The organism is Hydrogenophaga sp., from assembly GCF_030158645.1.
Lineage (GTDB): Bacteria > Pseudomonadota > Gammaproteobacteria > Burkholderiales > Burkholderiaceae_C > Hydrogenophaga.
The window spans coordinates 1-26,787 of sequence record NZ_JAOASO010000149.1 but is presented as its reverse complement, the minus strand read 5'-3'; the positions used below and the strand labels follow the sequence as shown (position 1 = coordinate 26,787).

At 68.0% G+C, this 26,787-nt stretch carries 15 protein-coding genes; 11 read left to right on the top strand and 4 right to left on the bottom strand.

Features of this window, described 5'->3' with window-relative positions; all coding sequences use genetic code 11:
• From Q1W68_RS15875 to Q1W68_RS15840, 8 genes are all read left to right on the top strand, one after another.
• Positions 1–1,965, top strand: a 1,965-nt coding sequence (locus Q1W68_RS15875) for a hypothetical protein (protein WP_300717077.1), incomplete at its 5' end; no start/stop codon positions are given.
• 29 nt (positions 1,966–1,994) lie between these two features.
• Positions 1,995–6,881 (top strand): hypothetical protein, encoded by a 4,887-nt coding sequence (locus Q1W68_RS15870; RefSeq protein WP_300647854.1) that lies wholly within the window; start codon positions 1,995–1,997, stop codon positions 6,879–6,881.
• 18 nt (positions 6,882–6,899) lie between these two features.
• Positions 6,900–8,351 carry a hypothetical protein gene (locus tag Q1W68_RS15865; RefSeq protein WP_300717076.1) on the top strand — a complete coding sequence of 484 codons (1,452 nt, stop codon included), beginning with the start codon at positions 6,900–6,902 and terminating at the stop codon, positions 8,349–8,351.
• Positions 8,348–10,255 (top strand): ATP-binding protein, encoded by a 1,908-nt coding sequence (locus tag Q1W68_RS15860; RefSeq protein WP_300647850.1) that lies wholly within the window; start codon positions 8,348–8,350, stop codon positions 10,253–10,255. Before Q1W68_RS15865 ends, Q1W68_RS15860 begins: the two co-directional genes overlap by 4 nt.
• Positions 10,256–10,261: 6 nt before the next feature.
• The gene (locus tag Q1W68_RS15855) at positions 10,262–13,993 is read left to right on the top strand and encodes a hypothetical protein (RefSeq protein WP_300647849.1); all 3,732 of its coding nucleotides are present in this window, start codon (positions 10,262–10,264) and stop codon (positions 13,991–13,993) included.
• A gap of 7 nt (positions 13,994–14,000) precedes the next feature.
• Positions 14,001–15,122 carry a hypothetical protein gene (locus Q1W68_RS15850; protein ID WP_300647847.1) on the top strand — a complete coding sequence of 374 codons (1,122 nt, stop codon included), beginning with the start codon at positions 14,001–14,003 and terminating at the stop codon, positions 15,120–15,122.
• Positions 15,119–15,364 carry a hypothetical protein gene (locus Q1W68_RS15845; protein WP_300647844.1) on the top strand — a complete coding sequence of 82 codons (246 nt, stop codon included), beginning with the start codon at positions 15,119–15,121 and terminating at the stop codon, positions 15,362–15,364. Before Q1W68_RS15850 ends, Q1W68_RS15845 begins: the two co-directional genes overlap by 4 nt.
• A 416-nt stretch (positions 15,365–15,780) precedes the next feature.
• The gene (locus Q1W68_RS15840; protein WP_300647841.1) at positions 15,781–18,183 is read left to right on the top strand and encodes an FAD-dependent oxidoreductase; all 2,403 of its coding nucleotides are present in this window, start codon (positions 15,781–15,783) and stop codon (positions 18,181–18,183) included.
• Between the two features lie 312 nt (positions 18,184–18,495).
• On the opposite strand, the gene Q1W68_RS15835 is transcribed toward Q1W68_RS15840, so the two are convergent.
• Entirely contained in the window at positions 18,496–21,069 is a 2,574-nt protein-coding gene (locus tag Q1W68_RS15835) for a PAS domain S-box protein (RefSeq protein ID WP_300647839.1), read from the bottom strand.
• Positions 21,070–22,053: 984 nt separating this feature from the next.
• Between Q1W68_RS15835 and Q1W68_RS15830 the strand changes: the two genes are divergently transcribed.
• Both Q1W68_RS15830 and Q1W68_RS15825 read left to right on the top strand, forming a co-directional pair.
• The gene (locus tag Q1W68_RS15830) at positions 22,054–22,647 is read left to right on the top strand and encodes a hypothetical protein (protein WP_300647836.1); all 594 of its coding nucleotides are present in this window, start codon (positions 22,054–22,056) and stop codon (positions 22,645–22,647) included.
• 29 nt (positions 22,648–22,676) lie between these two features.
• On the top strand, positions 22,677–23,477 hold the full coding sequence (locus Q1W68_RS15825; RefSeq protein ID WP_300647834.1) for a hypothetical protein: 801 nt from the start codon (positions 22,677–22,679) through the stop codon (positions 23,475–23,477).
• Between the two features lie 439 nt (positions 23,478–23,916).
• On the opposite strand, the gene Q1W68_RS15820 is transcribed toward Q1W68_RS15825, so the two are convergent.
• Positions 23,917–24,357 carry a hypothetical protein gene (locus tag Q1W68_RS15820; protein WP_300659605.1) on the bottom strand — a complete coding sequence of 147 codons (441 nt, stop codon included), beginning with the start codon at positions 24,355–24,357 and terminating at the stop codon, positions 23,917–23,919.
• Positions 24,358–24,556: 199 nt separating this feature from the next.
• On the opposite strand from Q1W68_RS15820, the gene Q1W68_RS15815 reads away from it, so the two are divergent.
• On the top strand, positions 24,557–24,835 hold the full coding sequence (locus tag Q1W68_RS15815) for a TIGR02450 family Trp-rich protein (RefSeq protein ID WP_366146718.1): 279 nt from the start codon (positions 24,557–24,559) through the stop codon (positions 24,833–24,835).
• A gap of 284 nt (positions 24,836–25,119) precedes the next feature.
• On the opposite strand, the gene Q1W68_RS15810 is transcribed toward Q1W68_RS15815, so the two are convergent.
• Together Q1W68_RS15810 and Q1W68_RS15805 are read right to left on the bottom strand one after the other, a co-directional pair.
• Positions 25,120–25,560, bottom strand: coding sequence for a phosphatase PAP2 family protein (locus tag Q1W68_RS15810; RefSeq protein WP_300647825.1), 441 nt, complete (start codon positions 25,558–25,560; stop codon positions 25,120–25,122).
• Positions 25,561–26,265: 705 nt separating this feature from the next.
• Positions 26,266–26,787 (bottom strand): tryptophan 2,3-dioxygenase family protein (locus tag Q1W68_RS15805; protein ID WP_300717075.1); only part of this gene is annotated, 522 nt, incomplete at its 5' end.

Here is a 26,787-nt window from a genome sequence, read left to right as displayed (position 1 = left end):
GGCCAGCCCCAGACGCTGGTGGTCTCCAGCGGGCACGGTGTGACGCCCTCGGGCGAACTCGTGCTGTTGCCGCGCAACATCGACGTGCAGCTGGCCAACCTGCCGGTGGCCGAACAGCTGTCGGCGCGCTTCGGTCTGTCGCGCCTGCCGCAGCCGCCGCTGCGCAGCCGCACCGGTCTGTTCGTGCTGGCGCTGCGGCCGGTGGAGTTCACCGCCAACCCGATCGGCGCTTACCCGACCTCGATCACCGGCCAGCGCACGGTGGAAGACGGTGACGTGATCGAGGCCACCGCGGTGGTGCTGGTGCCCTGGCAGGACGACGGTGGTGCCGATGCGCTGGACGCGCGGCGAGGCCGCGCCGCGCGCGCCATCTTCACCCAGGGCAGCGCGGCGGGGGTGTCGGCCAACGTGCTGCCGCTGGCCATGATCGCGCTGCAGAACAACACCGTGGTGTGGATCGACGAAGCCATGGTGCGGCGCGAACTCGGTGCCGACCGGGGCGATTTGCCGGGCCTGGGGTTTGCGCCGCGCGGTTTGCGGCTGGCGCACCTCATGCAGCACCAGGCGCACCTGGCCGATGTGGCACCGCCCGGCAGCACACGCGGCTTTCCGGCCATCACGCACTTTCCCGCGCTGCCGCCAGCCGGCCCTTTGCCGGCGGGCGTGATCAACGCGGAGGACTTCACCCAGAACTACTTTCCGGCCGAGGTCGACGTGGACTTCACCATCATCCCGGAGGATGAACTGCCCGCGCTGATCGAAGAAGCGCTGGCGTTGCAACCGATCGACCTCACCGCGTCCACGGAATCGCTGGACTCCACCGCCGTGATGATCCTGGCGCCGGTGCCGCGCGTGGAGTGGCGCGCGGTGGCCGCGCGGGTGGGGCAGGGCGCCACGCTGGCACAGCGCGTGGTCAAGCCCGCCGCGCCCAACCTGATCGCGCAGCGCCGGCCGTTTGAAATCCTGCAGAAGCTGCGGCTGCCGCGCGAGGCCTTGCTGAGCAAGGCGCTGGGCCCGGCCGATGCCGAGTGGCAGCGCCTGGCGCGGCTGAACAACCTGTGGTTCGTGCGCCGGCGCCACCTGGCCTACCGCGACGACCTCGCCGGCAGCTACCGCGAGATCGCCGGCAACGACGAACGCGTGATCGAACTCAACCTCAACACCCGCATCACCAAACTCGGGCTCACGCCGCGTTACGACGCGGTGCTGAAGGTCGCCACGCCGGCGGCCGCGAGCACCGTCATCGGTCTGCTCGCAGGCAAACGCTACCTGGAGTCGCCGGTGCTCACCGCGGCCGCACTTGGCCTGCTCACCGATGCCATCGCCACCACCCAACAACTCACCGGCAAAGCCTCGCTCGACAAAACGCAGGTGCTGGGTGTGGCCGCCGTGCTGGGCGAACCTGAGAAGAACGAGGCACTGTGGGCGTTGATCCAGCGCGAAAGCAAGACGCCGATCCCGGCGGAGGAACTGCTGCGCATCGCCAGCAACGCCGAATGGAATGTGCAGCCTGTGGACCCAGGTGCACAGGGAGAGGGGGTCATGAAACGCATGGACAGCCTGGGACTCATCGAGCCCTGGATGGAGGTGGAGAAGAACAGTTCGGCCAAGGCGATGGACGTGGCGCTTGGCCTGCTCGCGAGCAAGCGCTACGAGGCCTCGCCGGTGCTGAGCGCTGCGGCGCTTGGCCTGCTGCTGGAACACGTGCAGCGCGAGGGCGCGCTCAAGGACCCGGCGCTGGTGACGGAGGTGGCCAAGAGCCTGCTGGAGCCGATCGCCAGCGACGTGCTCAACAAGTACCTGCAAACCGAACTGCGCCGGCCGCTGGACGCCGACACCTTGCGCGAGTTGGTGAAGTCGGTGGACGAATGGCGGCCCAAGACCGACCGCATCACGCGCCCGACGCGCAGTGTCGCTGCCCCTCGCACAGCGGCGAAAAAGTCGCCGCCGCGCCAGCAGTCCTGAGCCTGCCACCTTCACCCGGGAGACCCGCCGTGAGCATCGAACGCATTGACCAACCGCTGCCGGGCGAGCGCGTGGTGGCCCTGTCGCCGGAAGACGCGAGCCGGGCCGCGACCGACTGGCGGCGCCGGCCCAACCTGTTCGCCGGACGCACGCTCACCGACGCGACGCTGCAAGGTCGCCAGTCCTGGCAGGCCGGACACCTGCAGCACCGCGCCCGCTCGCTGACCGCGGGGGTGGTGCGTGGACTGGAGGTGTTTGCCCTGCCGGGCTCGGGCGGTGCGCGCCTGCTCATCGAACCCGGCCAGGGTCTGGCGGTGAGCGGTGAAGACGTGGTGCTGGTGCGCCGCACCGAATGCCGGCTCGACGACCTGCCGGTGGTGGCACCGCCGGCCTGGCTGCAGGTCCAGGCCGGGGGGGCAGGGGAGGCAACCGAGCCCGATGGCGTGGGACGGGTGAATCCGCGCGAGGTGCGCGACGGCATCACCCTGGTCGACCTGCGCTCGAGCGCGGGCAGCCGCTGGCCGCGCGTGGGTGTGCTGGTGTTGCAGCCGGTGCTGGTGGACACCGCCGAGTTCGACCCCAATGACCCGTGCGACCGCTGCCCTTGCGGTGAAGAAGGCAACGCCGACAGCCCGGTGGCCGCGTTCGAAGACTGGCGCATGCACGACGGCGCGCGCCTGCTCTGGTACCCCTGGCCGGTGGAATGGCGTGCGCTGCCCCTGACCACCCTGCGTTTGCGCAATGCGCTGGCCCACACGGTGTTCGACGCCGAGGCCGCGCTGCGACATGGCGAATCGCTCCCATGGGAAGACTGGGGCGTGCCGCTGGCGCTGGTGGGCCTGAGCGAGACCGGTACCGTGCAGTGGGTGGACCGCGCTTCGGTGGTGCGCCAGGGAGGGCGGGCGAAAGAAGCGCGCCTGCAGCGGTTGACGGGCGCTTTGGCGGCCGGGGCGTTGGGCGCCAACAGCCGCCTGCCCGCGCTGTGGCAGGCCCGCATCGAACAGTTTGCGCAGCAGATGGCCGAGACGCCCGAGCCGCTGCCCGCGCCCAGTGTGCTGGCCGATCCCTACCTGCGCCTGCCGCCGTGTGGGCTCATGCCCAAGAGCGCGCTGGACCTCTCCACGGTGCTCACGCAGCAGCAGCTCAGCAGCCCGTTTTTTCCGCCGGGGTTCGAACTGGACGCGGTGCCGGTGCCGATCGAACAGCTCGACCTGGCGATGCGCGAAGCCGCTCCGCTGGCCAGCTTCGACCTGTCGGCGCCCGAGCGGCTGCGCCTGCTGGTGCCGGTGACACAGGCCTCGTGGGAGCCCAGGCTGCTGCATCCCGAAGTGCCCGACCCGGCCTTTGCCGAGGCCTTGAAGGAGTTCAGCGAGCGCCGTGCGCGCGAACTGGGCGGGCGGCAAGGCCTGCGCCACGAGCAGGCCCATCTGGTGCGCGCACTCACCGGTCGGCCGCAGGAGGTGCCCGAGTTCGGTGACGACCCGCTGGCGCTGGACGAAGAAGGGCTGGCGCCGTGGGGGCCACCCCCGCCCGGCGGCGGGCACGTGAGCACGCTGCAGCCCGGCGCACACGCCCACCTGTTTGACGGCGCGCTGCAACCCTTCACCGCCACCGACACCGAAGCGCTGTTCGCCTGGGTTTGCCTGGACCCGGACAACCCGCCGCGTTGCCTGATGCTGCAGTGGCGCGACGCCACGGGCTGGGCGCACCGCGCGTACTGGGGCGAGCCGCTCCTGACCTGGGGCCGCCCGGCCACGGGCGCACACCCGTTCCAGGTGGCGGGGCATTTCCATGGGGGCCCGCTGCCGCCCGCGGGTCGCTGGGTGCGCCTGGAGGTGCCGAGCAGCCAGGTGGGCGTGGCCAACGTGGCGGTCAACGGCGTGTCGTTCGACCTGTTCGATGGCCGCGCCGCGTTCGGCGCCACGGGCGCGCATTCACCCGCGGGCGGCGAGCGCCCCTGGTTCGGCCACGTGCTGCCCACGGGCGCGCGGCAGGACGGCAACGAGCCCTGGCTGCTGCTCTCGCACAACGACCTGTGGGCACCGTTCGAAGCGAACGACGGTCTGCAGCCCACGCAGCCCGCGCTGGTGCCCGCCGGCGGCGGCCATGTGGAAGCCGCGCAGCCCGGCATCCACCAGCACTACCTGGATGGCGCCACCGCCACGCTGGGCGCCATCGGGTCCACCGACAACCTGTTTGTGTGGGTCTACCTGGATGCCACCCGGCCGCCGCGCGAACTCATGATCCAGTGGAAGGTGGGGGCCAACTGGAACACCGATGGGCGTCGCGCCTACTGGGGCGAAAACCTCATTGCCTGGGGCGACCACAACAGTTCGGGTCGGCGGCCCAGGGGCGCCTTGCCCCGGCTCGGTGAGTGGGTGCGCCTGGAGGTGCCCGCCAGCGAACTCGACATCGGCACGCGCGCCGTCAATGGCATCGCATTCACCCTGTTCGACGGCTGCGCGGCCTTCGGTGGCTGCGGCAAGATCGCCCAGGCCACCACGAGCCCACCCGGCATACGCAACGAGACGGTCTGGTTCTCGGGCACGGCGCCCGCCGGTGCCACCCTGGTGGGCAACTGGAACTGGCTGACGCCGCTGGAGATGGTCGAGCCCACACCCGCGGCCCGCGTGGGGCAGGCCAGCGCTGTGGCTGGCCTGATGGCCGACCCGGTGATCACCGCCTTGTCGGACCGTGAACAGGCGCAATTGCCCTTGCGTGGACTCGAAGGTTTCATGGCCTTTCTGCGCGCGCGCATCGACCGGGCGGACGACATCACCGACTTCGGTTTCACCCACATGCAGGTGGACCTGCACCGCATCCGCCAGATGATGATGACCACGTCGGATGCGGCGCGCCTGTCCACGTCGCCAGCGCTGGCGGCCATCGCCAAGTCCGACAGCGCGGTCAACGTGCAGACGCAGATCAAGGCGTTCATCGGGCGCATCAAACAGCCCGTGCTCACGAAGCTGCAGACCCCGGCACCGGCACAGGCTCCAGCGGTGGTGGCACGCTCGGTCACGCCGTCAGCGGCATTCGCATCGATGAACGTCGTTGCCACGGTGAGCAACGTGCAACTGGTGCAGCAGAAGAGCCAGATGACGCTGTTCAAGGCGCCGAGCGCGCCCATCAACATCGTCTACGCCAACCCGGTGGTGGGCCTCTCACCGGTGCGCACGGTGGCCGTGGCCGACCGGCTCAAACAACCGCCTTCCACCGAAGCGCGCGACTTCGCGCTGGCCAACCGCCAGCGCACCGTGCTGGAACTGCTGAAACTGCTGGAGACATTCACGGCGGAGGACGGCGGCACCACACCCTCGATGTTGAAGGGGTTCAAGGTCCGGGGTCTGGCCCAGGACCCTTTTCTGGAAGGTGCCGCTGCGGAGCGCGCGCTGGACGACTTTCTGGACCGGCCAGAGGCCAGCCGGGCGGCCCTCAGAGCCAAGCTGTTGTTGCCGCCGCCCCATGAAAAACCGGCGGGCGACGGTGCATCCGAACCGGCCGAGCCCGACGAAGCGCTGCTCTTCACCCAGACCGTCGCGCTGTCTGAAAACACCATCGCCATCCTGCGCGATCTGGAAGGCCGGCTGGCCGCTTACCGCAGCGCACTCACGCGCTGCGAGCAGGCCCTGACCGCCCTGCAAGGCCACATCCGCTCGGCCGAGATGCGCCTGCGCCAGGCCGACGACCGCCTGGCCGAAGCGCGGCACGACGTGGGTGTGGCGCGCGCTTTGCTCGAAGAAGAAAAGGCCCGCGTGGACGCGGTGAACGCGCGCCGCACGCGTGTGCTGGCCGAAGAGGTGCAGTACCTCGCCTTCGTGCGCCCGCGCGAGACCAGCAACCTGCTCGCCACCCCGCGCCGTGTGCTCGACCCCGGCCTGCTGGAAGCGCCCGTGCCGGCCTGTTTGCGCGAGCACGGCGACGTGCCCGACGAGCTGGACGACATGCTCAAGGTGTTGCGCGAAGCACCGTCAGCGCACTTCGTGGGTGCGCCAGCCATCCTGCAGATGATCGACCGGCCCGAACTGCTCCTGCGCACGCTGCAGAGCGCGCAATGGCGCAGCACCGTCATCACGCAGCGGGTGATGCCCACCGTCAACACGGCAGCGGGCCCGCTCGGTGTGCACATCGGCCAGATGCTGGTGCGCCACACGCAGGCCATTGCCGTGCGCGCGCAGGCCGTGCAGCGGCTGGACATCCAGCGCCTCTCGGCCCACTCGTGGCAGACGGTTCAACGCGAGGCGCAGGCCGTGATTTCGCTGGGCGACATCATCGACGGCGACCACGGCAAGGGCGAGGTGGCGCGCCGCGCCAGCGAGTTGTTCGAGCGCATCGCCGGCGTGTGCGCCTGCCTGCATGCCGAGTTCTCGGGCGTGCTGCCGGCGATCCGCCTGGCGTGGGCCGAGGTCATGTCGCAGTTCGACGAAGCGCCCAACCTGCGCAACCTCGGCGGCCTGCCGCGCTGGAGCAGCATCCCCTCTGTGGACCGCCGCCAGATGCAGGCCTACGTCGACTTTCTGTTCGACCAGGTGCCGCCGACGAACGAAGCGGCGGTGGCGCTGATCAACGACGTGGTGCGCATGGCGCTGCTGCTGGCCAGCCACGCGCCGGTGGGCCGCATCGTGGCCGGGCGCATGCCGCGACCCGCCACGGCGGTGCGCGTGGGCAGCCGCATCCCGCTCACCGCGCTGGACAACAGCCGCCTGCGCGTGGGCATGCAGGCCATGATCTACAAGGGCAACTCGCTGATGGCGCGCGCGATGGTGGAAGACGTGGGGCAGGGCGAGGTGTCGGCCCGGCTGGTGCACACCAGCAGCGTGCAGATCGACCTGGACACCGATGTGCGCGTGCATTTCGACCAGGCCCAGGTGCTGAGCAGCGCCGCGGCGCGCAAGGCCGGCCTGTTCAAGGTTTGAACGCCCCACGGAGCCACCATGGGCGCCGCCGACCGCACCGTGCAGCACCTCCACCTGCGCGCCCCCAGCGCCCAGGCCGCGGTGCACGCGGTGCTCCGGCTGGAAGACGCGCTGCGCTGCGCCAGCCTGCCCGATGCGGGCGAACGCTTGCTGCTGGTGCGCCGCCTGCACCTGGGCCGCCTGCCCGAAGGTCTGTCGCCGCAAAGCCTGAGTCTGTTGATCGAGCAGCGCGTGGCGTCGATGGAGGGTGGGTGGGTGCCGGGTGACGAGGCGCGCGCGGCGCTCAGCGACGCGGTTTTTTTTGCCAGCCGCCTGCAGGCCGCGCAGACCGCACTGCGGTGGCGCTCTCAGGGCATGGGGCTCGACGCCTGGTACTGGCCGCCGGCTTTGCCTGGGGTGATGGTGCAGGCCCCCGATGCCGAGTTTCTGGCGCAGTTGCTGGCATTGCTGGACCGAGGTGCCTGGGCCGCCAGCGACTTGTGCGCGCTGGTGACCATCGCGGTGCGCCAAGGCGCCACCCGCTGGCTGACTCGGCACCTGAGCGCTGGCAGCGCGGCGTGGCTGGTGCACGCGGTGCGTGCGGGTGCCAGCGCGGCGGGCACGGTCTCGGGCAAGCCTGGCCGGACGCCGGTGCTGTGGCGGGATGATCGTGGGCAGCCGGTCTGGTTGCCGCCCCTGCCGTCCGGTGCGGCGTGGCTTGTGCAGGTGCTGCACGCCGCGGGATGGCAGGCGCAGGCCGCATCACCGGCGGCACCGGCGTGGGTTGCTGGCGCGTCGGACCCTCGGGCCGATGCGGTGGTGTCGTCGTCCAGCGGCGCGGTGACCGCGCGCGCGCCGGTGCCCGGCGCAGGGGTCTTCGAGATGCCGCGCAGCCCGCACGGGCCCGTTGCCGCTCCGGCACAAGGCGCCACGCCCGTCGCAGGGCGGACGGACACGCCGACGTGGCCTCCGCACGAAGGGGGTGCATCGTGGCCGGCGCAGGGGAATGGACCGCAGGCTTGGCCCCGCCTGCACGCCACCGCGGCCGGTGGTTTGTTGTTTCTGCTGCCCGTCATCGCCCGGGTGTCCGTGGCCCCGCCGACCCCGCCGCAATGGCGTTGCACGCTCGAGGCCGCGCTGCGCCGGCTGCAACTGCCCGACGGCGATGCCGCATGGTGGCTGGTCGGGGAGCTGCCGCGCGAACGCGATCCCGGTCGTGCGCAGGCCGGGCAGGCCGAGGCCCTGCGGTGCCTGCACGCTGCGCGGCACCTCCTGCGGCGACAGTTGCACATCGGGCTCGCCTCGCTGGTGCTGCGGCCAGCCCGGCTCGAATGGACCGCCACGCATTGGGATGTGCATTTCGATGTGCACGCCGCCGACCTGCGGGTGCGTCGCGCGGGCCTGGACATCGACCCCGGCTGGTGCGAGGGTCTCGGGCGTGTGGTGGGCTTTCACTACGGCCTTGCTCGCATCGGAGGGCACGGCCGGTGAACGCGGCGCTGCCCGGCACGGCGCACGCACCTTCTCTGGTGGATCTGGCGCTGGCCGCCTTCGAGCAGGGCGACGGATCCCTCGCCGGCACGGCGGCCAGCGAAGGCTGGCGGCAGTGGATGCGCGCAGCGCCCGAGATCGACGAGGTGTTGCGCGGTCTCGCGCTGCGGTACCCGTTCTCGCGCGTCGAATTCGTGGCACTCGCCCTCACGGCTGCGGCGGAAACCGATGGGCGCACCGCGCACGCGCTGAGCGAACTGCAGGCACCGCTGGCGGGTCGCCGGCCCCACGTCGGGTTGGTGGTGCGCGCGGCGCAGTTGCTGGATCCGTCCGACCCCTGCACCGCGCGAGCGCATCTGGCGAGTCTGTACGGAGGGCCGGCGCGCGCGCTCGGCCTGTTCGAGCTGCCGGGCGATGGACCGCTGATCGAGCGGCCTCTGCGCATGGTGCCCGCGCTGGCCCTGGCGCTCATGGGTGCCGTGTCGCGCTGGCCCGAGATCGAACAGCCGCCACCTCCCGCGGTGGCCCTGGCCGCCTCCACGCAGGCCGAAGTGGCCAGGTGGGCGTCGGCTGTGCGCGGCTCCACCGTCGCGGTGCTGCGCGGTCCCTGGCGCAACGATCTTTTCTCCATGGCGGTTTTGCTCGCCAGCGCCTGGGGGCTGCGGGCTTTGCCGGTGGTCTGGCCTTTGCCGACCGGTGCGGGCGTGTGGCTCGAACTTCATGGTCAGGTGCCCGTGCTGTCGCTCGAACTGGCGCCCGGTGAGACCCGCGAACTGGCCGCGCCGCCGGGCTACCACGGACCGCTGATCGTGATCACCGGCCCGGATGGCAGCGTGCGCGCGTCGCACGGACCGGTGTGGTCGCTGAGCGTCCCCGAGACGAGCGCCACCGAGCGCAGCGCGCTGTGGCGCGCACACGGTTTCAGCGACGGTGATGCCCGACACCTCGCGCGGCGTCTGCGTGTTGAAGCCGGGCGGCTGGCGGCGCTGGGCCAGGCGGCGGTACAGCATGCGGCGCTGCAAGGGCGCGCGCAAGTCCAGCGCAGCGACGTGGCCCACGCCGCGCGCCACGGCGTGCCGCCGGCGCTGGGTGCGCAGGCCGAACAGCTGCGCGCCGATGTGGAGGACGACGCTTTGGTGTTGCCGCCCGCGCTGCGCGAGAACCTGCACGCCCTGCTGGCGCGTTGCGAACACCGCAGCGCGCTGGCCAACGGTCTGGGCCCGGCCTTGCGCACACGCTACCGACCCGGTGTGCGTGCCCTGTTCACCGGTGCCTCGGGAACGGGCAAGACGCTGGCCGCCGGCTGGCTGGCCACGCGCCTGGGGTTGCCGCTGTTCCGCGTCGATCTCGCGGCGGTGGTGAGCAAATACATCGGCGAGACCGAAAAAAACCTGGCGCAGTTGTTCGCCCACGCGGAGGCCGCCGACCTCGTTCTGTTGTTTGACGAGGCCGATGCGCTCTTCGGCAAACGCACGGACGTGAAGGACGCCAACGACCGTTTTGCCAACCAGCAGACCAACTACCTGCTGCAGCGCATCGAGAGCTTCGAAGGCATTGCGCTGCTCACCAGCAACAGCCGTGGCCGCTTCGACAGCGCGTTCACACGCCGCCTGGACGCCATCCTCGAGTTTCCCTTGCCCGGGCCCACCGAACGGTTGGCGCTGTGGGTGGCGCACCTGGGGCCATCGCATGCGCTGGACGTGGCCGCGCTGAACCGGCTCGCGGCCTGCTGCGATCTCGCGGGTGGCCACGTCCGCACCGCGGTGCTGAGCGCCGCTGCCCTGGCCGCTCAACGCGGGGATGCGTTGCAGGAGCGCGATGTGCTCACCGCCGTGGTGGCCGAATACCAGAAGCTGGGCAAGCTCTTGCCCTCGGGTCTGGCCGGGCCCCATGCACCCCGGTAGCCCACCATGAGTGCATTCGCACCGGTTGCCCGCAAACCCGTCCCGTCCCGGCCGGTGCCCGCGACGGCCCGCGCGACGGTCACACCCGAGCCGAGCCCCGAGCTGGGCGAGCCGGTGGAGGGCGCCACCACGGAGGCGGTCGCTGCAGGCCTGCCGCGCTACCTGCAGGCCGACGAAGGCCGCGCGGGCGTCGTGTTGTCCGGCGAGGAGATGGTCTCGCGGCTGCAAGACACACCGCCCGACGGTGCGAGCCTCAACGCCCCCACAGTGGCCATGGACGCTTCCACCGCCAGTGCACTGGAGGCGGTGGAAGCCGAGGGCGGCAGGGAGGTGCCCGCCGACGGGACGGCGCCAGCCCCGCCCGGCGCACCCGGGCGCCCCGCGCGTGGCGCTGCCACACGGCCGGTGGCGGGCAGCGCCGTGTCCGCGTCACCCGTGGCGGATGCTGGTGCGGCGGTCGACCCGTCGCCGATGGCGGCGTTCGAAAGCCTGGTGAGCGCCGACGTGGCGGCCTACCTGGATGGCCACCTGTCCGACGAACGCATGGCCGCGCTCGACCCGCAGACACAGGCCTTGCTGGAGGCAGCGGACGCGCTGGGAGGGCGTTCCATCACCGACCCCGAAGCCCGCGCGCTCGAAGGCCTGGGCGGCGATGGCCTGACACCCGCTGCACCGACCACCGGTTATGAAAAAGAACCCACGTGGCTGCAGACGGTGGCCACCATCCGCGACGTCTCCGGCCAGCTCGGCGGCATCGTCGGCATCATCGGGCTGGTGGCCACGGTCAGTGGTTTCATCCTGAGCCTGCTCATGCCACCGGTCGGCGCCTTCCTGCTCACCGTGGGGCGCTTCTGCGACATCGCGGCGCTGGTGCTCGATGGCATCAGCCTCGTGCTCGGCGCCTTGCTCACGGGCTACAACCATTACCGCCTCAAGAACGAGACCGACCCCGAGGAGCGCCGGCGCCTGCTCGGCATGGTGCGCGCGGACGCGATGGGGACCGTGATGAGTGCGGTGGCCGTGGCCACCGCGGTGGCGCCGGGCGCCGGCCGGGCGCTCGGGCGAACCGGACGACGGATGTCGGCCGGATTGCGCGCCGCCTCGCGCGTCGGCGGCACCGTCGGCCGCGGTGCACGCGCGGTGCGCCGCGTGGGGATGGCGGGCCGCCTGGCGGCGCGCGCGGGACGGCGTGGCATCGGTTCGGCTGGGCGTGCAGCGGCGACGGGGTTCCGCCACCTGTCGCGCACCTCCTCGCTGGCCGGGCGCGCTGCGCGCGGCCTGCGTGCCGGGTACGTCACCGGTCTGCGGACGCTGGGCCGTGCCCAGAGCGGTGTGGGCCGCACGCTCTCGCGCACCGGTGTCTGGGCGCGCGGCACCGCGCCGATCAGGTGGGGCAACCGCCTCGGCGGCCAGGCCGAGGAATGGGCCCGACTGCGCCTGCGTGGTCTGGCGGCGGGCGATACCGCCGCGGGGCGCTTCTACAACCGCCGTCTGCGCGGCATCCACGAACGCAACGTGATGCTCGCGCGCTCGCTCAACGATCCGGTGGAGCGTGCCTATCAACTCCGCCTGGGCCGGGAACTCACCGCCGAACTGGATGCGCTGCGCCAGGCCAACCCGGCATGGACGCCGCGGCAACTCGACGACGCCCTGCGTGCCCGTTTCGGTCGCGAGCGCCTCGGCGATGCGCAGGTGGGCACCAGCCGCGGCGGCAACGTGCAGTTTGTGCGCGACGACGCCAGCTTCCTGCGCGAAGTGCGCGAGACGGAGTTCGCCGAAATCCAGCTCATCCGCGACCGCTTGCCACCGGGCGCCACGCCGCGCGAACTGGCCGAGGCGGTCAACAGCAGCCCCTTCATCAAAGGCCGCTGGACCGAGAGCGAGTTGGGCGCGTTCACCACCCTGCAGCCGACACGCGGCGCCACAGGCGAACTTGCCCTGCGCAATGCCGCCGACGACGCCCTGGCGGTGTCGAAGACCGGCCACCACACCCTGCCCGCCAGCATGGCACCCCAGATCAGCCGCCATCCGCGCTTCGTCCAGATCGTCAACGACAGCCGCAGTTACCGCGACTTCATCGACCGCGCCCACCCGGGCATGTCGCACGTGCCACCGGTCGAGGGCTACCGGGTGCCGGGCGCCCGCCCCGGTACCACGCGTCAGGCCCTGAACCGGCGCGAAGTGATCGAGCACATGCTGGACCAGGGACAGATCCCCGGATACACGCGGGCCGACATCGGCTACTTCATGGGGCGGGGTCTGGCCGACGACCTCGTTGTCGACGGCAGCAGCGGCGTCTGGCGCAACCGGCGGGTGGCCGGCCACCAGACCTTCTTCAACCCGCATCTGGGCATTGGCCACGAATGGGACTGGGCCAACGAAGTTGCCCGCCAGGTCTTCGACATGAACACCCGCCTCGGCCTGCGCCTTCGGCGGGAGCTGGGCAGCCAGTTGGCGCTGCCGGCCCTTCGGCAGGCGACACGCACCACCGGCAACGAGCGAGGTGGCGGCGATGACCGCTTGCGCTCCCTGATGGACGCTGCGATCGGGGCGCGCACAGCGCGTGAACAAGGCCTGTCGCCAGCGGCGGCGATCGATGCGCTGCTGACACCCATGCCGGCCGAGCAGTCCCTGGCATCCGCGAACACGGCGACCGAGCAGCCGCCCGAGCAGCCGCCCGAGGTGGCCGAGGTGGTGGCCGCCGCGCCGTCCGCGGTCGATGCGGGCGAAGCTCAGGCCATCAGCGCGGAGGGCGTGCCGAGCGAACCCGGCGAGGAAGCGGCCGATCCGCCGTCGCCAGTGCCCTTCAGCCCGCAAGCCCTGGTGTCGATCCGCGAGCAGCGCATGGCCGTCGCCGAGGCCATCGGCGTCGTCGGCCAGTACATCAACGATGCAGACGCGGCTGAAACACACAACCTGGTCGCGCGGGACACCGCCGCCGAGCTGACGTCGCGCAACACCGAGCAGCAGCGGTTCGCCCAGGCCGAGCGCGACACGGTGGCCACCGAGCAAGGCAAGCTCACGCAGGCCGACGAAGCGCAGACCGGCATGGTGGCCGACAACGAGCGCGCTTCGGGCGAAGCCGCGCGCGGTGAGAGCGAGGCATCGAACGTGCAGAGCGAGGGCGCCCAGGTCTCGGTGGAGCCCCGGCCCGAAGAACCGAGCCAGCGCAGTTGGCTGGAGCGCGCGTGGGACGCCACCGCCGGCGCACTGTGGGACGAACTGGTGGCCCCCGCGGTGGCGGCCGTGCGGGAGAAGGTCAACGACGTGATGCAGTCCATCAACAGCTTCATCACCGGCATGATCGACCAGGCGCTGGGCCTGGACGAGATCGAGGCCGAACTCGACGGCGGCGGGGCGGACATCGCCGAGCGCGGCGCCAGCCTGGACGAAACCGACACCGGGTTGGGCGAGTCCATCGAACGGGCGGGCAGCGAAGAAGCGCGCAACCGGGCATCTGCCGAGCAGGCCGAGGCCAACGCCACCGACGCCGCCACCTCGCGCGAAGACGCGCAGGCGCTGCTGGCCGACTTGCGCAGCCACGACGCGGCGCTCGCCGCCGAAGCCGACGAAGGCACCACCTATGTGACGGACTTCGGCCAGCAGCACGCCGCGTACTTCGAGGCCCCGTCCCTGGACGACGACGTGGCGGGGGCCGATACTGCGCTCGATGAGGCCTTGATCGCGGCCCTGGAACCGAGCACCGAAGAAAGCATGGATGAAAACCCGGCGGCGTGACAGACCCTTGCCCGCATCCCGCGTGAGCGGGTTGTTGTCGGACCTGTTGCTGGATGTGCCCCTTGCGCGCGGGCAGGGCGATGCGGCGGTGCTGCTGCACACCCTGGAGCGCGCCGCCCGCCTCACCCCGGTGTTTGCCGACGCGCCCACACCGGTGGACGGCTGGCTGGCAGAGGCCGAGGCGCTGGCGCGCGACCCGCTGCAAGCGCGAACCCTGGCCCGCCTGACCATTCGCATGGCGGAAGTGCACATGCACCGTGGCCAGCTGGCGACCGCGCTGCAGGCGCTGGCGGACGCTGAAACGCAGGCGCCGGTCATGGATGAGGAAGAGCGCACCTGGCTGCGCGCCACCCGTGCTCGGGTGTGGGTGCGCCAGCAACGCCTGGCCGATGCGGCGCGTGAACTCGAGACGCTGGATGCGGCGAGCTGGCGCGTGCTCGTCGCGGTGGGTGAGCTGGCGCTGGAATCGGGTGATCTGCCACGGGCCCGCGACACGTTTTCGCGCACGCTGTCCGCGCTCCCCTGGCAGCAGGTGGAAGAGCGAATCGCCGGCCAGCAGTCGCTGGCGTTCATCGCCCTCGTGCGCGGTGAGCCGGTGGTGGCGGTGCGCCATCTTGAAGCTGCGCTCGACGGTCTGCGCGCGGTCGCGTACTGGCCCGAGGTGATCGCCACCAGCGTCACGCTCGGCGGCTTGCACACCGCCCTGGGCCACCACGGTGTGGCGCAGCGCTTGTTTGCCCAGGCGCGGGAACTGAGCGAGCGCCACCCCAGTCCGCCGTGGGAAGCCCTCGGCCAGATGGGTGTGGCCCGGCTGAACGCCCTGCAAGGGCGCACCGACGCAGCGGTGCAGGCCGCGCTCGACGCGGCCAGGCGGCTGGCCAGGCAGGGCAGCCTGGTCGGCTATGTCGGCATGCTGGTGTTCGTGGCGCGCCTGCACACAGACGCCGGACAGCACGACCAGGCCTACCGCACGCTCGCCACCGGTGTCGCGATTGCGAAGCACCGCGCCTGGCCCCAGGTCGAGCGCCTGTTGCGCGAGAAGATCGACCACTTGCGCAACGAGGTGATGGGCCCGGCCGACTTTGACGCCATGGTGCAGCGCCTCCTGGATGCGGCGCACCCCGCATGACCGGCGCAATCTGGCCGGACTGCTGGCAGTGGCTGCTGTTGGCCAACACCGCGCTTGTGTGGGGTGCCTGGTGGCACAGCGGTCCCAGGAAATCCCGGGTCGGGCTCGGCCTGGCTGTACTCGCGTGGCTCCTGATCTGCGCGGGTGTGGCGGTCCACTGCAACGGCGTGTGGCTGTCGCTTTCACTGCTCATGCCGCCCGCCCTGGCGGTGGTGCTGGCCCGCACCCTCCGCGGGCCATGAACCGTGCGTCCGTGCGCAACGGGCATCCGTGTTGTCGCGCAGGCCGACCTGGGCGGTACCGCTGGAAGCGGTCGGTGCACGGCTGACCTGGGAGCATGCTGCTGCCGAGCTGCACCTTGAACGTCCGCTGCCCTCCCCATGCGGATGGGCGCTTTCGCTCCGTTGCAGTCATTCGGCCAGCCGACGTCCAGCACAGGTCTGCAACCAGGGCAATCCAAGAAGACAAAAAGCCGCTGTTCGGCACGGCAGACACCTTGAAGGACACACGGCGCATCTTCGTGGAGAGGGTGGGCGGTCGGCTCAACCCGGCCAAGGGCATGAAAGCGGGTGGCATCGCGGTGAACGCCGTGCGTCCGCACAGGTGCGCGCACAGATCGTCCGCCAGCGGCCGGGCCGGTTGCCTACACTGGCGGGCGATGACACCACACACCGCCCCCATCGTTTTCAAGCCGCAGGGCTTGCTCGAATCCCTGCTGGCAGGGCTGCAGCGCATCGCCCTGCAAATGCTCATCAAGCCGGTGTTCTCGCCGCGTTTTTCCATCCGCTTCCAGCGCCGTTGGCTGCAGGCCCTGGCCCGTCTGACCTTGCCGGTTCCGCGCTCGGTGAGCATCACACCGGGGACGGTGGGTGGCGTCCGAGGGGAGTGGGTGCGCAGTCGCAAGGTCGACGCTGCTGTCACGCCGGCCGGCACCCTGCTGTATCTGCACGGCGGCGCCTACTGCATCGGCTCGCCCGTCACCCACCGCGCCCTCACGGCACGACTGGCGCTGGCCAGCGGTCTGCCGGTGTTCGTGCTGGACTACCGGCTCGCACCCGAGCACCCTTATCCGGCCGCCATCGATGACGCGCTGGCCGCCTTCGCGGCGCTGGCGGCCGACGGTCCGGTCACCATCGGTGGTGATTCGGCTGGGGGCGGCCTGGCGCTGGCCGCTGCACTGGCGCTGCGCGACGCGGGTGGCGCCACGCCAGCCTCTCTGTTGCTGCTGTCACCGCTGGCCGATGCCGTGATGCCCGATCCGCTGCCCACGCCACCCCCTGGCGAAGCCATGCTCAGCGTGCCGTGGGCGCTGGCTTGCACGGGCTTTTACCGGGGCACACACGCTTTCACCGAACCGGGCATTTCACCCATTCGCGGCGATCTGCGCGGCCTGCCGCCCACCCTCATTCAGGCCGGCACCGACGAGTTGCTGCACGATCAGGCGCTCGCACTGCACGAGGCCCTGCAATCCGCCGGGGTGACATCACGCTGCGAGATCACACAGGGACGCTGGCACGTCTTCCAGTTGCACGGTGGCGTGCTCAAGAGCGCCGATGAAGCCATCACGCGGCTGGTCTCCTTCATGCACGCGCACCTGCCTCGTGCGCGTGAGGGCGTGCCCGAGCACGAGGTGGTGATCCTGGGTGCAGGCATGTCGGGTCTTTGCATGGCCATCCAGCTGCAGCAGGCTGGCATCCACAACGTGGTGCTGCTGGAAAAACAGGCCGGGCTGGGCGGCACCTGGTGGGACAACACCTACCCCGGCGCACACGTGGACGTTCCGGCACCGGCCTATTCGTTTTCTTTCGCGCCCAACCCGCGCTGGACGCGGCGTTTCGCCTCTGCACCCGAGATCCAGGCCTACATGCGCGAGCTGGCCGAGCGCCATGGCATCACCGCCCGCATCCGCTTCAACACCCAGCTCAGCGAAGCGAGCTTTGACGAGGCCACGGGCCAGTGGACGTTGACCACCAGCAACGCACAGAGCATGCGCTCCCGCTTCTTCGTGTGCAGCGCTGGCCCGCTGAGTCAGCCACGGTGGCCCGAGATCCCCGGACTCGAGGAATTTCAGGGCCGCCGACTGCACTCGGCCCGCTGGGACGCCACCTGCCCGCTGGAAGGCCAGCGGGTGGCCGTGATCGGCACCGGTTCCACGGCGTCGCAGATCGTGCCCCCTGTCGCGGCACGAGCAGCGCTCCTGCAGGTTTTCCAGCGCACCGCCAACTGGGTGATGCCCCGCCTGGACCGGCCCTACACCGCGGTCGATCGCTGGCTCGCCCAGTCCGGTCTGTACAACCGGATGGTGCGTTGGAGCTGGGTCCAGGCGCTGGAGTGGGGCCGCCGGGGCTTCGATGAAGGCACGCTGGCACGCAGGGGCATGCTCAAGACGGCGGCCGCCCACCGGCTGAAGCAGGTCCCCGACGACGACTTGCGGACACGCCTCACGCCGACGTATCCGCTCGGCTGCAAACGCATCATCTATTCGAACGACTTCTACCGTGCGCTCAGCCAACCCCATGTGGAGCTGGTAACGCAGGGCATTGAACGCATCACACCCCACGGCGTACAAACCACCGACGGCCGCGAGCGCCCGGTCGACGTGCTGATCTGCGCCACGGGTTTTGACGTGGCACACCTGCTGTCATCGATCAAGGTCTCGGGCCTGCACGGCCAGACGCTGAGCGAGCGCTGGCAGGCCGGTCCCGAGGCTTACCACGGCATCACGGTGGCGGGTTTTCCCAACTTCTTCCTCATGCTCGGGCCCAACACCGCCACGGGCCACACCTCCACCTTGCTCTACATCGAACCCGGCGTGCAGCACGCCATCGCCTGCATGAAGGCGGTGCGCCGGGCTGGCCAGCGCTGGATCGACGTGCGGCCTGACGTGATGGCCACGCACAACCAGCGGCTGCAGGCCCGCCTGGGCGGCTCGGTGTGGAGCCAGTGCCGCAGTTGGTACCGGCTGGAGAGCGGTCGCGTGATCGCGCTGTTTCCAGGCTTCACGCGGGAGTACGTCAACGCCGTCAAGACAGTCGACCTCAACGATTACACGCTGGGTTGACGACCGTGGGCCTGTCGGTCATGGTGTCGGAGGTGCAAAGCACCTCAGGCGTCACTTCAACCCTCGGTGTTGCGCTGGCCGACAACTTCAGCGTCAACGGCGCCGGGCTGGAATGTCGAACGCCTGGATCTTGATGGCCACCAGACCGGTGCAGTGGGGTTCACCTTCACCAACACGATCTGGTCCCTGCGTTCCGGCACCAACGTGAACCCGGCTGCCATCGTGGCCTCGGGCACCACGGCGTTCACCAGCGTAGGCCCCATCCGCTGCTGCGTCTCCGAGGCGGCCATTTTGGCGTTGCGCGTCGCAGCGTCAATCCTGGATGGTGCGTCCGAACATGAACTGGAACACTGCGCCTCGCCCGACCTCGCCCTTGCCGTGGATATGCCCCCCATGCCGCTCGATGATGCGGTGGACGGTGGCCAAGCCAATGCCGGAGCCCTGAAACTCGCTGGGCTGGTGCAGCCGCGTGAAGGGTTTGAAGAGGCGGTCCGAGCGGGACATGTCGAATCCTGCACCGTTGTCCCGGACAAAAAACGTTGGCGCGCCGACCTCGCTGGCGGGCACACGACCGAACTCGATGCGGGGCTGCGGCGTGTTCCGTGAATATTTCCAGGCGTTGCCCAGCAGATTTTCGAGTGCAATCTGGGCGAGGTGGGGATCACAGTCGGCGAACAATTCGGGTTCGATGACCACCTCGACCGGGTTCTCAGGGTCTCGTTGCCGCTCCTGTCGGATCACCTCGTCGGCCATCTCGCTCAGGTTCGCCCAGGAGCGTTGCAGCTGGGTCTGGCTGACCCGCGCCAACGCCAGCAAGTCCTTGATCAGACCACCCATCCGGCTCGCAGAAGCCATGACCCGGCTGATGATTGCATCGTCCTCGGGACGGACGCGGTCGCCCATTTGCTCTCTGAGCACATGCATGAAGCCGTCGATTGAACGCAGGGGCGACTTCAGGTCATGTGAAACCGAGTAGGCAAAGCTGTCAAGCTCGCGGTTGATGTGCTGAAGCTGCTCGGTGCGGGCCTGGACGCGCTGCTCCAGGGTGTCTTGCAAGCGCTGGATTTTCAAGTCGCGCCGCAGTCGCATCAGTTCGGCGCTGCTGCGGCTGGCGAAGATCGATGTCAGTGCCTGAATATCGGCACCGATCTGGGCGGAGTGCTCCCAGGCGACGGCCAGCAGGCCAATGGCTGTCCCGTCGGGGTCGCGCAAGGCGATTCCAGCGACCGTATGGGAATGCCCGTCAGCAAAGGGGAGGTCAGACAGCAAGGACTCCCCCGCGGGCAACTCGATGACACACAGGCCATCGCTGGCCATCATCGCTGAAGCGCTGGGCTTGTGCAGATGCACACGGCGATTGGGTTGCAGGTCGCCGTTGTGCGTCAGGCCCAGCGTGTTGATGCCACCACCTTCTGCCGTTTCACCAATCACCACGCTGGTTGCACCCAAGGCCACCACCATGTGCTCGGTCACCGACAGGAAGAACGCCTGTCCGATTTTGGGCGAAACCCCTTCGGCGAGATTCATCAGCATGCTGCGGCGCCGTCTCTCTTCGGCCACATTGAGGACGAAGGACAGGGCACAGGCTTCACCTTCGATGTCGATGATCTCGGCCCATACCTTGACCTCGACCAGTTCGCCCTTGCGGTTGCGCACCTGTGTTTCGTAACCCGTCAGGCGACCGTCGCGCAGCATGGTGTTGACATAGTTTTTGCGCACCTGCTGGCTGGGCCAGACGCCTGTTTCGAGCGACGTTTTTCCAACGTATTCTTCGGGGCGGCCACCGAAAACGTGCTCGCAGGCGTCGTTGACTTCCAGGTAGCGCCCGTCGCTCAGGCGTGTGAGGGTCATGCAGATCGGGCTGTGCCGAAAGGCTTTGGAAAAGCGCGCTTCAGACTGCAGCAGGGCCCTGCGCGACTTTTCTTCGGCGCTCATGTCGACCACCATGCCGATCATGAGCCTCTCCTTGCCCTGCTGGATGAGCTCGGCGTAGACCAGCGAATCGAACTGGGAGCCATCGCGCCGCAATCCGCGGGCATGCATGCCGCTCACCCGACCATGCGCTTTCAGGGTGTTTCGAAAGGCTTGCTCCTCGGCCGGGTTGGCCCACAGGTTGGGCGGCTGCTGGCCGACCAGATCGCTTCGCGAAAAGCCGCTCGCCAAGGCATAGGCATCGTTGACATCCACGGTCACGCGGCTGTCCAGAGACTGCACGAGGCAGGGCACCGGGTTGTTTCGGAACAGCGCTTTGAAGCGCTCTTGGCTTTCCTTCAGGGCAGCTTCTGCTTCGTAGGCGAGTCTCAGCGCTTCCTTCTGCGTGTCGAACGCTTCCTGGAGTCGGTACTGACCCGCCAGAGCGCTGATCAACACGATTCCGATCACCACCACCTGGACCACCCACACGGTCCAACCGGTGGGTGGTAGCGTCCCTGGCAGCATCCCGCGCTGTTCGAACCAGTTGATCAACCCGAGTGCCAAGATGCAATACAGCACGACTGCGATCATCTTTTTCCGCGAGAGGAACGTGCTTGCCAGCACCATGGACGACAGCAGCACGAACACGCCTGCACTGCGAACGCCCCCGGTGATCACGGTGGTGACCGTGGCAATCGTCAGAATCAACAGCACCAGACCATGGGCCGCGATGGTGACGCGTCCGCGATGGAGCAGCCAGCCCAGCACCCACAACAGCACACTGGTGGCGCCGACCAGCATCGTCAGCAGCGTGATCCCGTCGCGCAGAAAGAGTGCCAGTGCGATCGTCGGGGCGGCGAAGCTCGCTGCCAGCAGCAAAACGCGCAGGGCTTTGACGCGGTGCTGGTCGAGTGTTCCCGACGAGCCGTCAAATGCAAACTCGCCCTGGCGCGGGGTGATGTGCTCAGGCATCAGGTGTCTGTCCGCAGGAGGTGATCCGTGCTGCAACAGGGGTGAGAACGGTCGCCACGGCGCAGCAACGGAGCGCGATGGTGTTCACGTCTCCAACAGGTCTGCATCGGTGCCAGGGGCACGGATCGGTGATTTCGTGGGCCTCAGAAGGGTTCATTTTTTTGATTTGTCAGTCCGCAAGCCAAGCCTTGTCATCGGCATGTTCCGGCGCGGTTGCCCTTGATGGACCCCGTATCGACAGCTGCACAGAGACCTTGATCAAAATGCGCGGAAAGTGCGCTTGAAGTCCGCTACGGTGTGGATGGGTTCACACTTTTGTACAGCCAGTCCAGGCGCTTTGCGACACCGCTCCCCTGCCGATGGACGGCGCGGCATGGCTCGGCGCCAGCGGCCAGATCGGTCGGGTTGAAGCTGCCATCCAAAACCCGGAGCGAGGTCGCATTGAGCGCCTGCAACTGTGCAGGGAGATCACGGCGGCGTCTATGCAACCGATTGTGCGGCGCCTGGCGACACGCTGCTATTCCACCAAAGTCCTCTTCAGACCCAGCCTGCCTGCACCTCCTTACGCCGTTGGTGTACTTCGGCAGGCACGTTGGAATGGGGCGGGTCCGCAGCACCGTGGGGGTGATCGCTTGGGCTGCCGGCAGCTGCCTGAACTACCTTGGCGACAAAGCCGGGTGCGTGGCATCGTCGCCAAGATCGCCGCGACCATTTTCCGTGGACCCAAAGGCCGCCGGCCACGAACGACTTTTGATGACCGGTAGCGCCAGTTCAGCGCTGCCGAAGGCGGGATGCGTTCAGCACAAGGGGTGTGTCCTCTCCAATGGAGGGAGGAGAGACGCGCCCCTCTCTCTGCTGCCCAGCGCATGTCTTGACCTTGCAAGTTCGATAACCGGTTTCAAACGCACAGCCTGCCCGTGGTGACGAGGGACATCAAGGTTTGGTACCTTCTGCCGTGTCGGTCGTTTCCAATTTTTGCGCCACATGACCTTGTTGATCTCGAATGAAAATGGGCTGAGGGGCATGATCCACGGACATCTCTTTGAGGATGCTTCGGCCGGATTACCGCGGCGACTGTTCTGGAATCTTTCACTACCCTGTCATCCCATCACCTGGCAGGGCGAGAGTTGGGACTGCTTCGTTCAGTGCGATTGGCTTCACTGGCCTTTGCGTGTCTGGACGGGTCTGGACGGGGCGACCTTGTCGACCGTTGGCGATCCCGCCATGATCGAGTGCTCGGTGTACTTCGCGGCACACCATCCCGTCCAGATCGCTTCGCTCTGCTTGAAGCGAATGGGGCCAGCAGCCCGCTTCGCAGTCGACATCACGGGCTCCTTCGACCTGCAAGGGTTTGGGGATCTCGATGCCAAGGACATCCTGTTTGCTGTGCGGGGCGAGATCGATTTCGAGGGGATTGTCGTGGTCCCGGAGCACCTGACGCCCAGTCCCTTGGCGCCCCGCGAGGTGATTCAGGCGCTCGAGCCCCACCTGGACAGCGCTCAATTGGGTCCACCAGAGTGGGACCGTTTCCGGTATGTGCTGAAACCTGCGGCTCAGGCGGCGCCTCCTCTCGACTGAACCATTGACCGACAGGGGAAAACCACATCATGGACAAGCGCGCGCTCAAGACCTTGCTTGACACCTACTGGTCTGCAGCTGGCTGGAAACAAGCTCCAAAGACCCCGAGCGGAGAAGCGTTCGAGCACGCCAAGCGACAAGGCGTCATGTTCGACCCGCTCTGGCGGTCCCACGACGAAACCATCGTTCAGTTGCGACAGCAGGTGCGGCGCCTGACCGAGCGGCAGATCGCAGACGGATTCCTGGCGAGCCTGTCCACCCGCCGGCTTGACTGGCGCTCGGCGCTTGGCAGCTTCTCGGTCGCGCAGTGGCTCCCTGACCATCGGGTCTCGGCGGGTGCGGGACAGTGCCCCGTCTGCGGGCTTCACTGTGCGCCCCATTCTCAGGACCTCAATGTGCTCAATTTCGAGCGTTTGAAGTGGGGCGGCGTCAGACACGCAGACCCGATGTACGCGCTGCTGGACCTCGAACTGTTTCTCGCCCATCCACCCACAGCCCCCACGGCAGACGACGTACGGATCTTTCTGGAACTGATGACGGCCATCACGTCCGTTGCACCTTCGGTCACGGCCTCGGCTCTGCACCAACACTTTCTCGCAAGCTTGAAAGCAAACAAGGCGGAACGGGACCGGGTCGTTGCGATTCTTGGCCTCTGCGGTGTCTTGGACACGCCAGCGCATCCCGGCTTTGGCGAAGCGTTCGTGCCGATCGGCGAGCGCGTGCTGCCGAACCATCATTTCGTCGACATGGCCTACCCAGCGTGCTGGTGGAGCGGATCGGCAGGCATCAACCAGCGCCGCCTGTCGGCATTGTTCGGGCACGTTTTGTAGCTGACAAGGCGTTCGCTGGGCCACCCAGACCCTGTGACGATTCATCCGAAGTGCGGCCAGGCCGGCCTGCGCTGGATGGCTGGAGGCGGGGGTGCAGCGGTCGTTCGACGCGGCCATCCTTGAATGCCAGATGCCCGCGGCGATCGACATTCAGGCGTGCAAGGTAAAGGGCAGCATCCAGTCTGATGCCGAAGTCCTCCGGCCCTCTGCTGCGCAACGGTTGCGGTTGTTGATACAGCCAAGTCCACCGACCCGTTCATGACACCACTTGGCCGTTCGCGCGACAAGCGCGATCTCGGCGCCTTCGACGTGCCGAGGCTTGGCGCTCCAGCGCGGGAAGGTCAGGTATTGCTCGACAAAGGGCTTGAAACTTGAGCTCTGACGCTCAGGCTCGCGTGACCCAGAGCCCGCGAACCTGAACTCTGCGGGGTTCGACCCTTCATACCTTGGCGAGGAAGGCCGCCGCATCACCCGCTTCACACTTCCAGTCTGCGAAGACCCCGACCAGATTGCATTCCACGCAGCGGCAAGCGATGTAAACCCATCGCACGTCATGGGTGCCCTCGTACACGGAGACGCCGGACATGAGCTCAAACACCTCGTTTTCACACACGCACTCGTGCGCCTCGGGCACGGCTTCTTCAACGTGTTCCGCACTGTCGCCCATCAGGTGTTCCTGCCCGCAGTCGGTGCAGGTTCGGATGGCAACGCCGGCTTCTTCATCGGTCTGCAGCGCGAAGCTCCGGCACCCGCAGTCGCATTTGGACGCGGCAAACCGGACGGCCTCATGGCGGTTCGCCACGCTGTAATCGCGCAGCTCGGCTTGGGTGTCGCCCGACGTCGTCCCGTACCAGAACTCGCCCTTCTTCGTCAGTGCCATTGATGCTGCTCCATTCTTCAAGGTGGGGTTCCCGGCAGGCCCGACGCCAAACTCGCCCCGGTCCTCTGGATTCTGCCTGCAGGCCCGGCGAATCCTCGTCAAGGGCCCTGGTCGGGGTGGTCGCCTGGAGCCGAAAAGCATGGGCGACCGGCGGATGTGCAGCGATGATGGGTTGACGCATGCCGCATCATCACGATCTATGAAATCCAAACCTGAGCCCGTGAGTGAAGTGACCTCGCCCGGCCCCCGCGCGCGAAAGAACCCGCTGAGCCCGAAGAAACTTTTGCTGACCAAGTGGACGGCCGTGAAGCCGCGTCATCGCGAGAAACACTTCGTTGTCACGAGGGTCATCGAGCCCGATCCACCTTCGATGCGTGTCGAGCAGATCGAACTGGAGGCCGTGCATTCCAAGCAGGTGTATCTGCTGCACTGGCGCGAGCTGACAGACGCGAGCTTATGGCGCCAAGGCTGGGTATGACTCGAGGCCTTCCTGGACGTCTGCAATCGGGGTGCGTGGACTGGCGATCACGGACAAAAGCCGTCCTCGCCATCGCTTCGCGACCGCTGACGGGCAAGCCCTTGGGCGCCAATCATCGGTACCCTGCGATCCGCGCACCACAGCGCAATTGCGTTCAAGACGGACCGTCGCAACCGTTGTTCAATGTGACCTGCCCGATTTCTTCGGAGCAGCAATTTCCAGGAAGACGGCCCACCATCCGCGAGGAGCCCATCGGGAAAGGGCCGATTCAACGAATATGGACATCAACTCCACGAGAAGGCACGTGCCGCCGCACTTCCCACCGATGCCCCGAGCATGAGTCCCACCAACGCATCTGAAGGGAAATGGGCTCCCGCCTGCACCCGAGCCCATGCGGTGATCACGGCGATGGAGGGCACGAGCGCGAACTCTGGCCAGAGGACCATCCATGGCGACAGCGCCCCGGCCAGACACGCCATCACGGAGGCGTGGGTGCTGGGCATTCCTCCCCGATCCGAATGATGGAGGTGGTTGGCACAAAGCCCGATGGCGAATGGGCGCCGTGAAGAAAGCCATCTCGCCAACCGTTTGACGAGCCATTGCATCAAGGTCGCCACCCCCAGTGCAGACAGGACTGGGCCGATGGCATCAGCCCTGAAGACCATGGATGATGCGAGCACAACAACCAGCGGCAGCCAGCTCCAGTGTGCGATGGCGATCGCCAAGCTGAGTCGCAAGGGACGATCGGTTCTGCCAGCACCCATCCAGCAAAACCACGCGATATCGCGAGATCGGCTCGATGGGAATGCAGATGCGGCAGTGGGCCCAGAGTGGTTCAGCATCCGTCCACGGTGCCTGCTGAACATGTCAAACGTGTTTCTTTGTCGCAGTGACACAGCGTGGGCTTCCACAGAAATCACGCTGTCATATTGAAGGCACACACTTCTCTCACACCGCTGGTCCTGACGGGTAAAAAGTATCGGGACACCACATTACAAATGGACGCCATTCGCCCAATGTTTCAAGCGCCAGTTCGAATGGCGAGTAGCCCAGTGAATGCAGCTGACTCAACGGAAACGCTTGGTCGGGCTCCAGTGCGATGACCAACGCAGCGAGTGTCTGGGCCCCGGGGCTTTCCGGGCTGGCCTGAACGAGCCTCCTGGCTTTCTTGAATGCAAGCGTGTGATCGCCTTTTATGAGGTGGGTGATGCTGTGACTTCTGTGTCGCGCCGCGAGTTTGCGAAACGTCGTGTCGAGTAACAGGCCTCGGAGGCGCAGCGGTCATGCAAGAACCCGCCGTCGAATGATCGGTGATGAAGGCGTCTTGTTTTTAGGTACATCGGCCTCGAACGGCTCACATCAGTCTTCACCTGACGTTCGTCTCCGCAGAAAGAAACAAGCCTCACAAAGACGCGAGCGCTATCGGGGGCTCAGAGCGAGGTGCGCAGCCGCCAGATCTCCGGAAACAGCACCACGTCCAGCATCTTGCGCAGGTAGCTCACGCCGCCGGTGCCGCCGGTGCCGCGCTTGAAGCCGATCACGCGCTCCACCGTGGTGACGTGGCGGAAGCGCCAGAGGCGGAACGTGTCTTCGAGGTCGGTGAGTTCTTCGCCCAGCTGGTACAGGTCCCAGTGGTCCTTGGGGTTGCGGTAGACCTGTAGCCAGGCTTGTTCGACCGCATCGCTGGCTTCATAAGGTTGCGTCCAGTCGCGATCGGTGTGACTCTGTGGCACGGCAATGCCGCGACGTGCCAGCAGGCGCAGGGCTTCGTCGTACAGCGACGGCGCCTCAAACGCTGCCTGCACCACCACCAGCCGCTGCGGGTTGTGCGCGTGGGGCTTCAGCATGGCCGCGTTCTTGTTGCCCATCGCGAATTCGATGCAACGGTACTGGTGGCTCTGGAAGCCGCTGGACTGTGCGAGGTAGGGCCGCAGCGCGCTGTATTCGGGCGG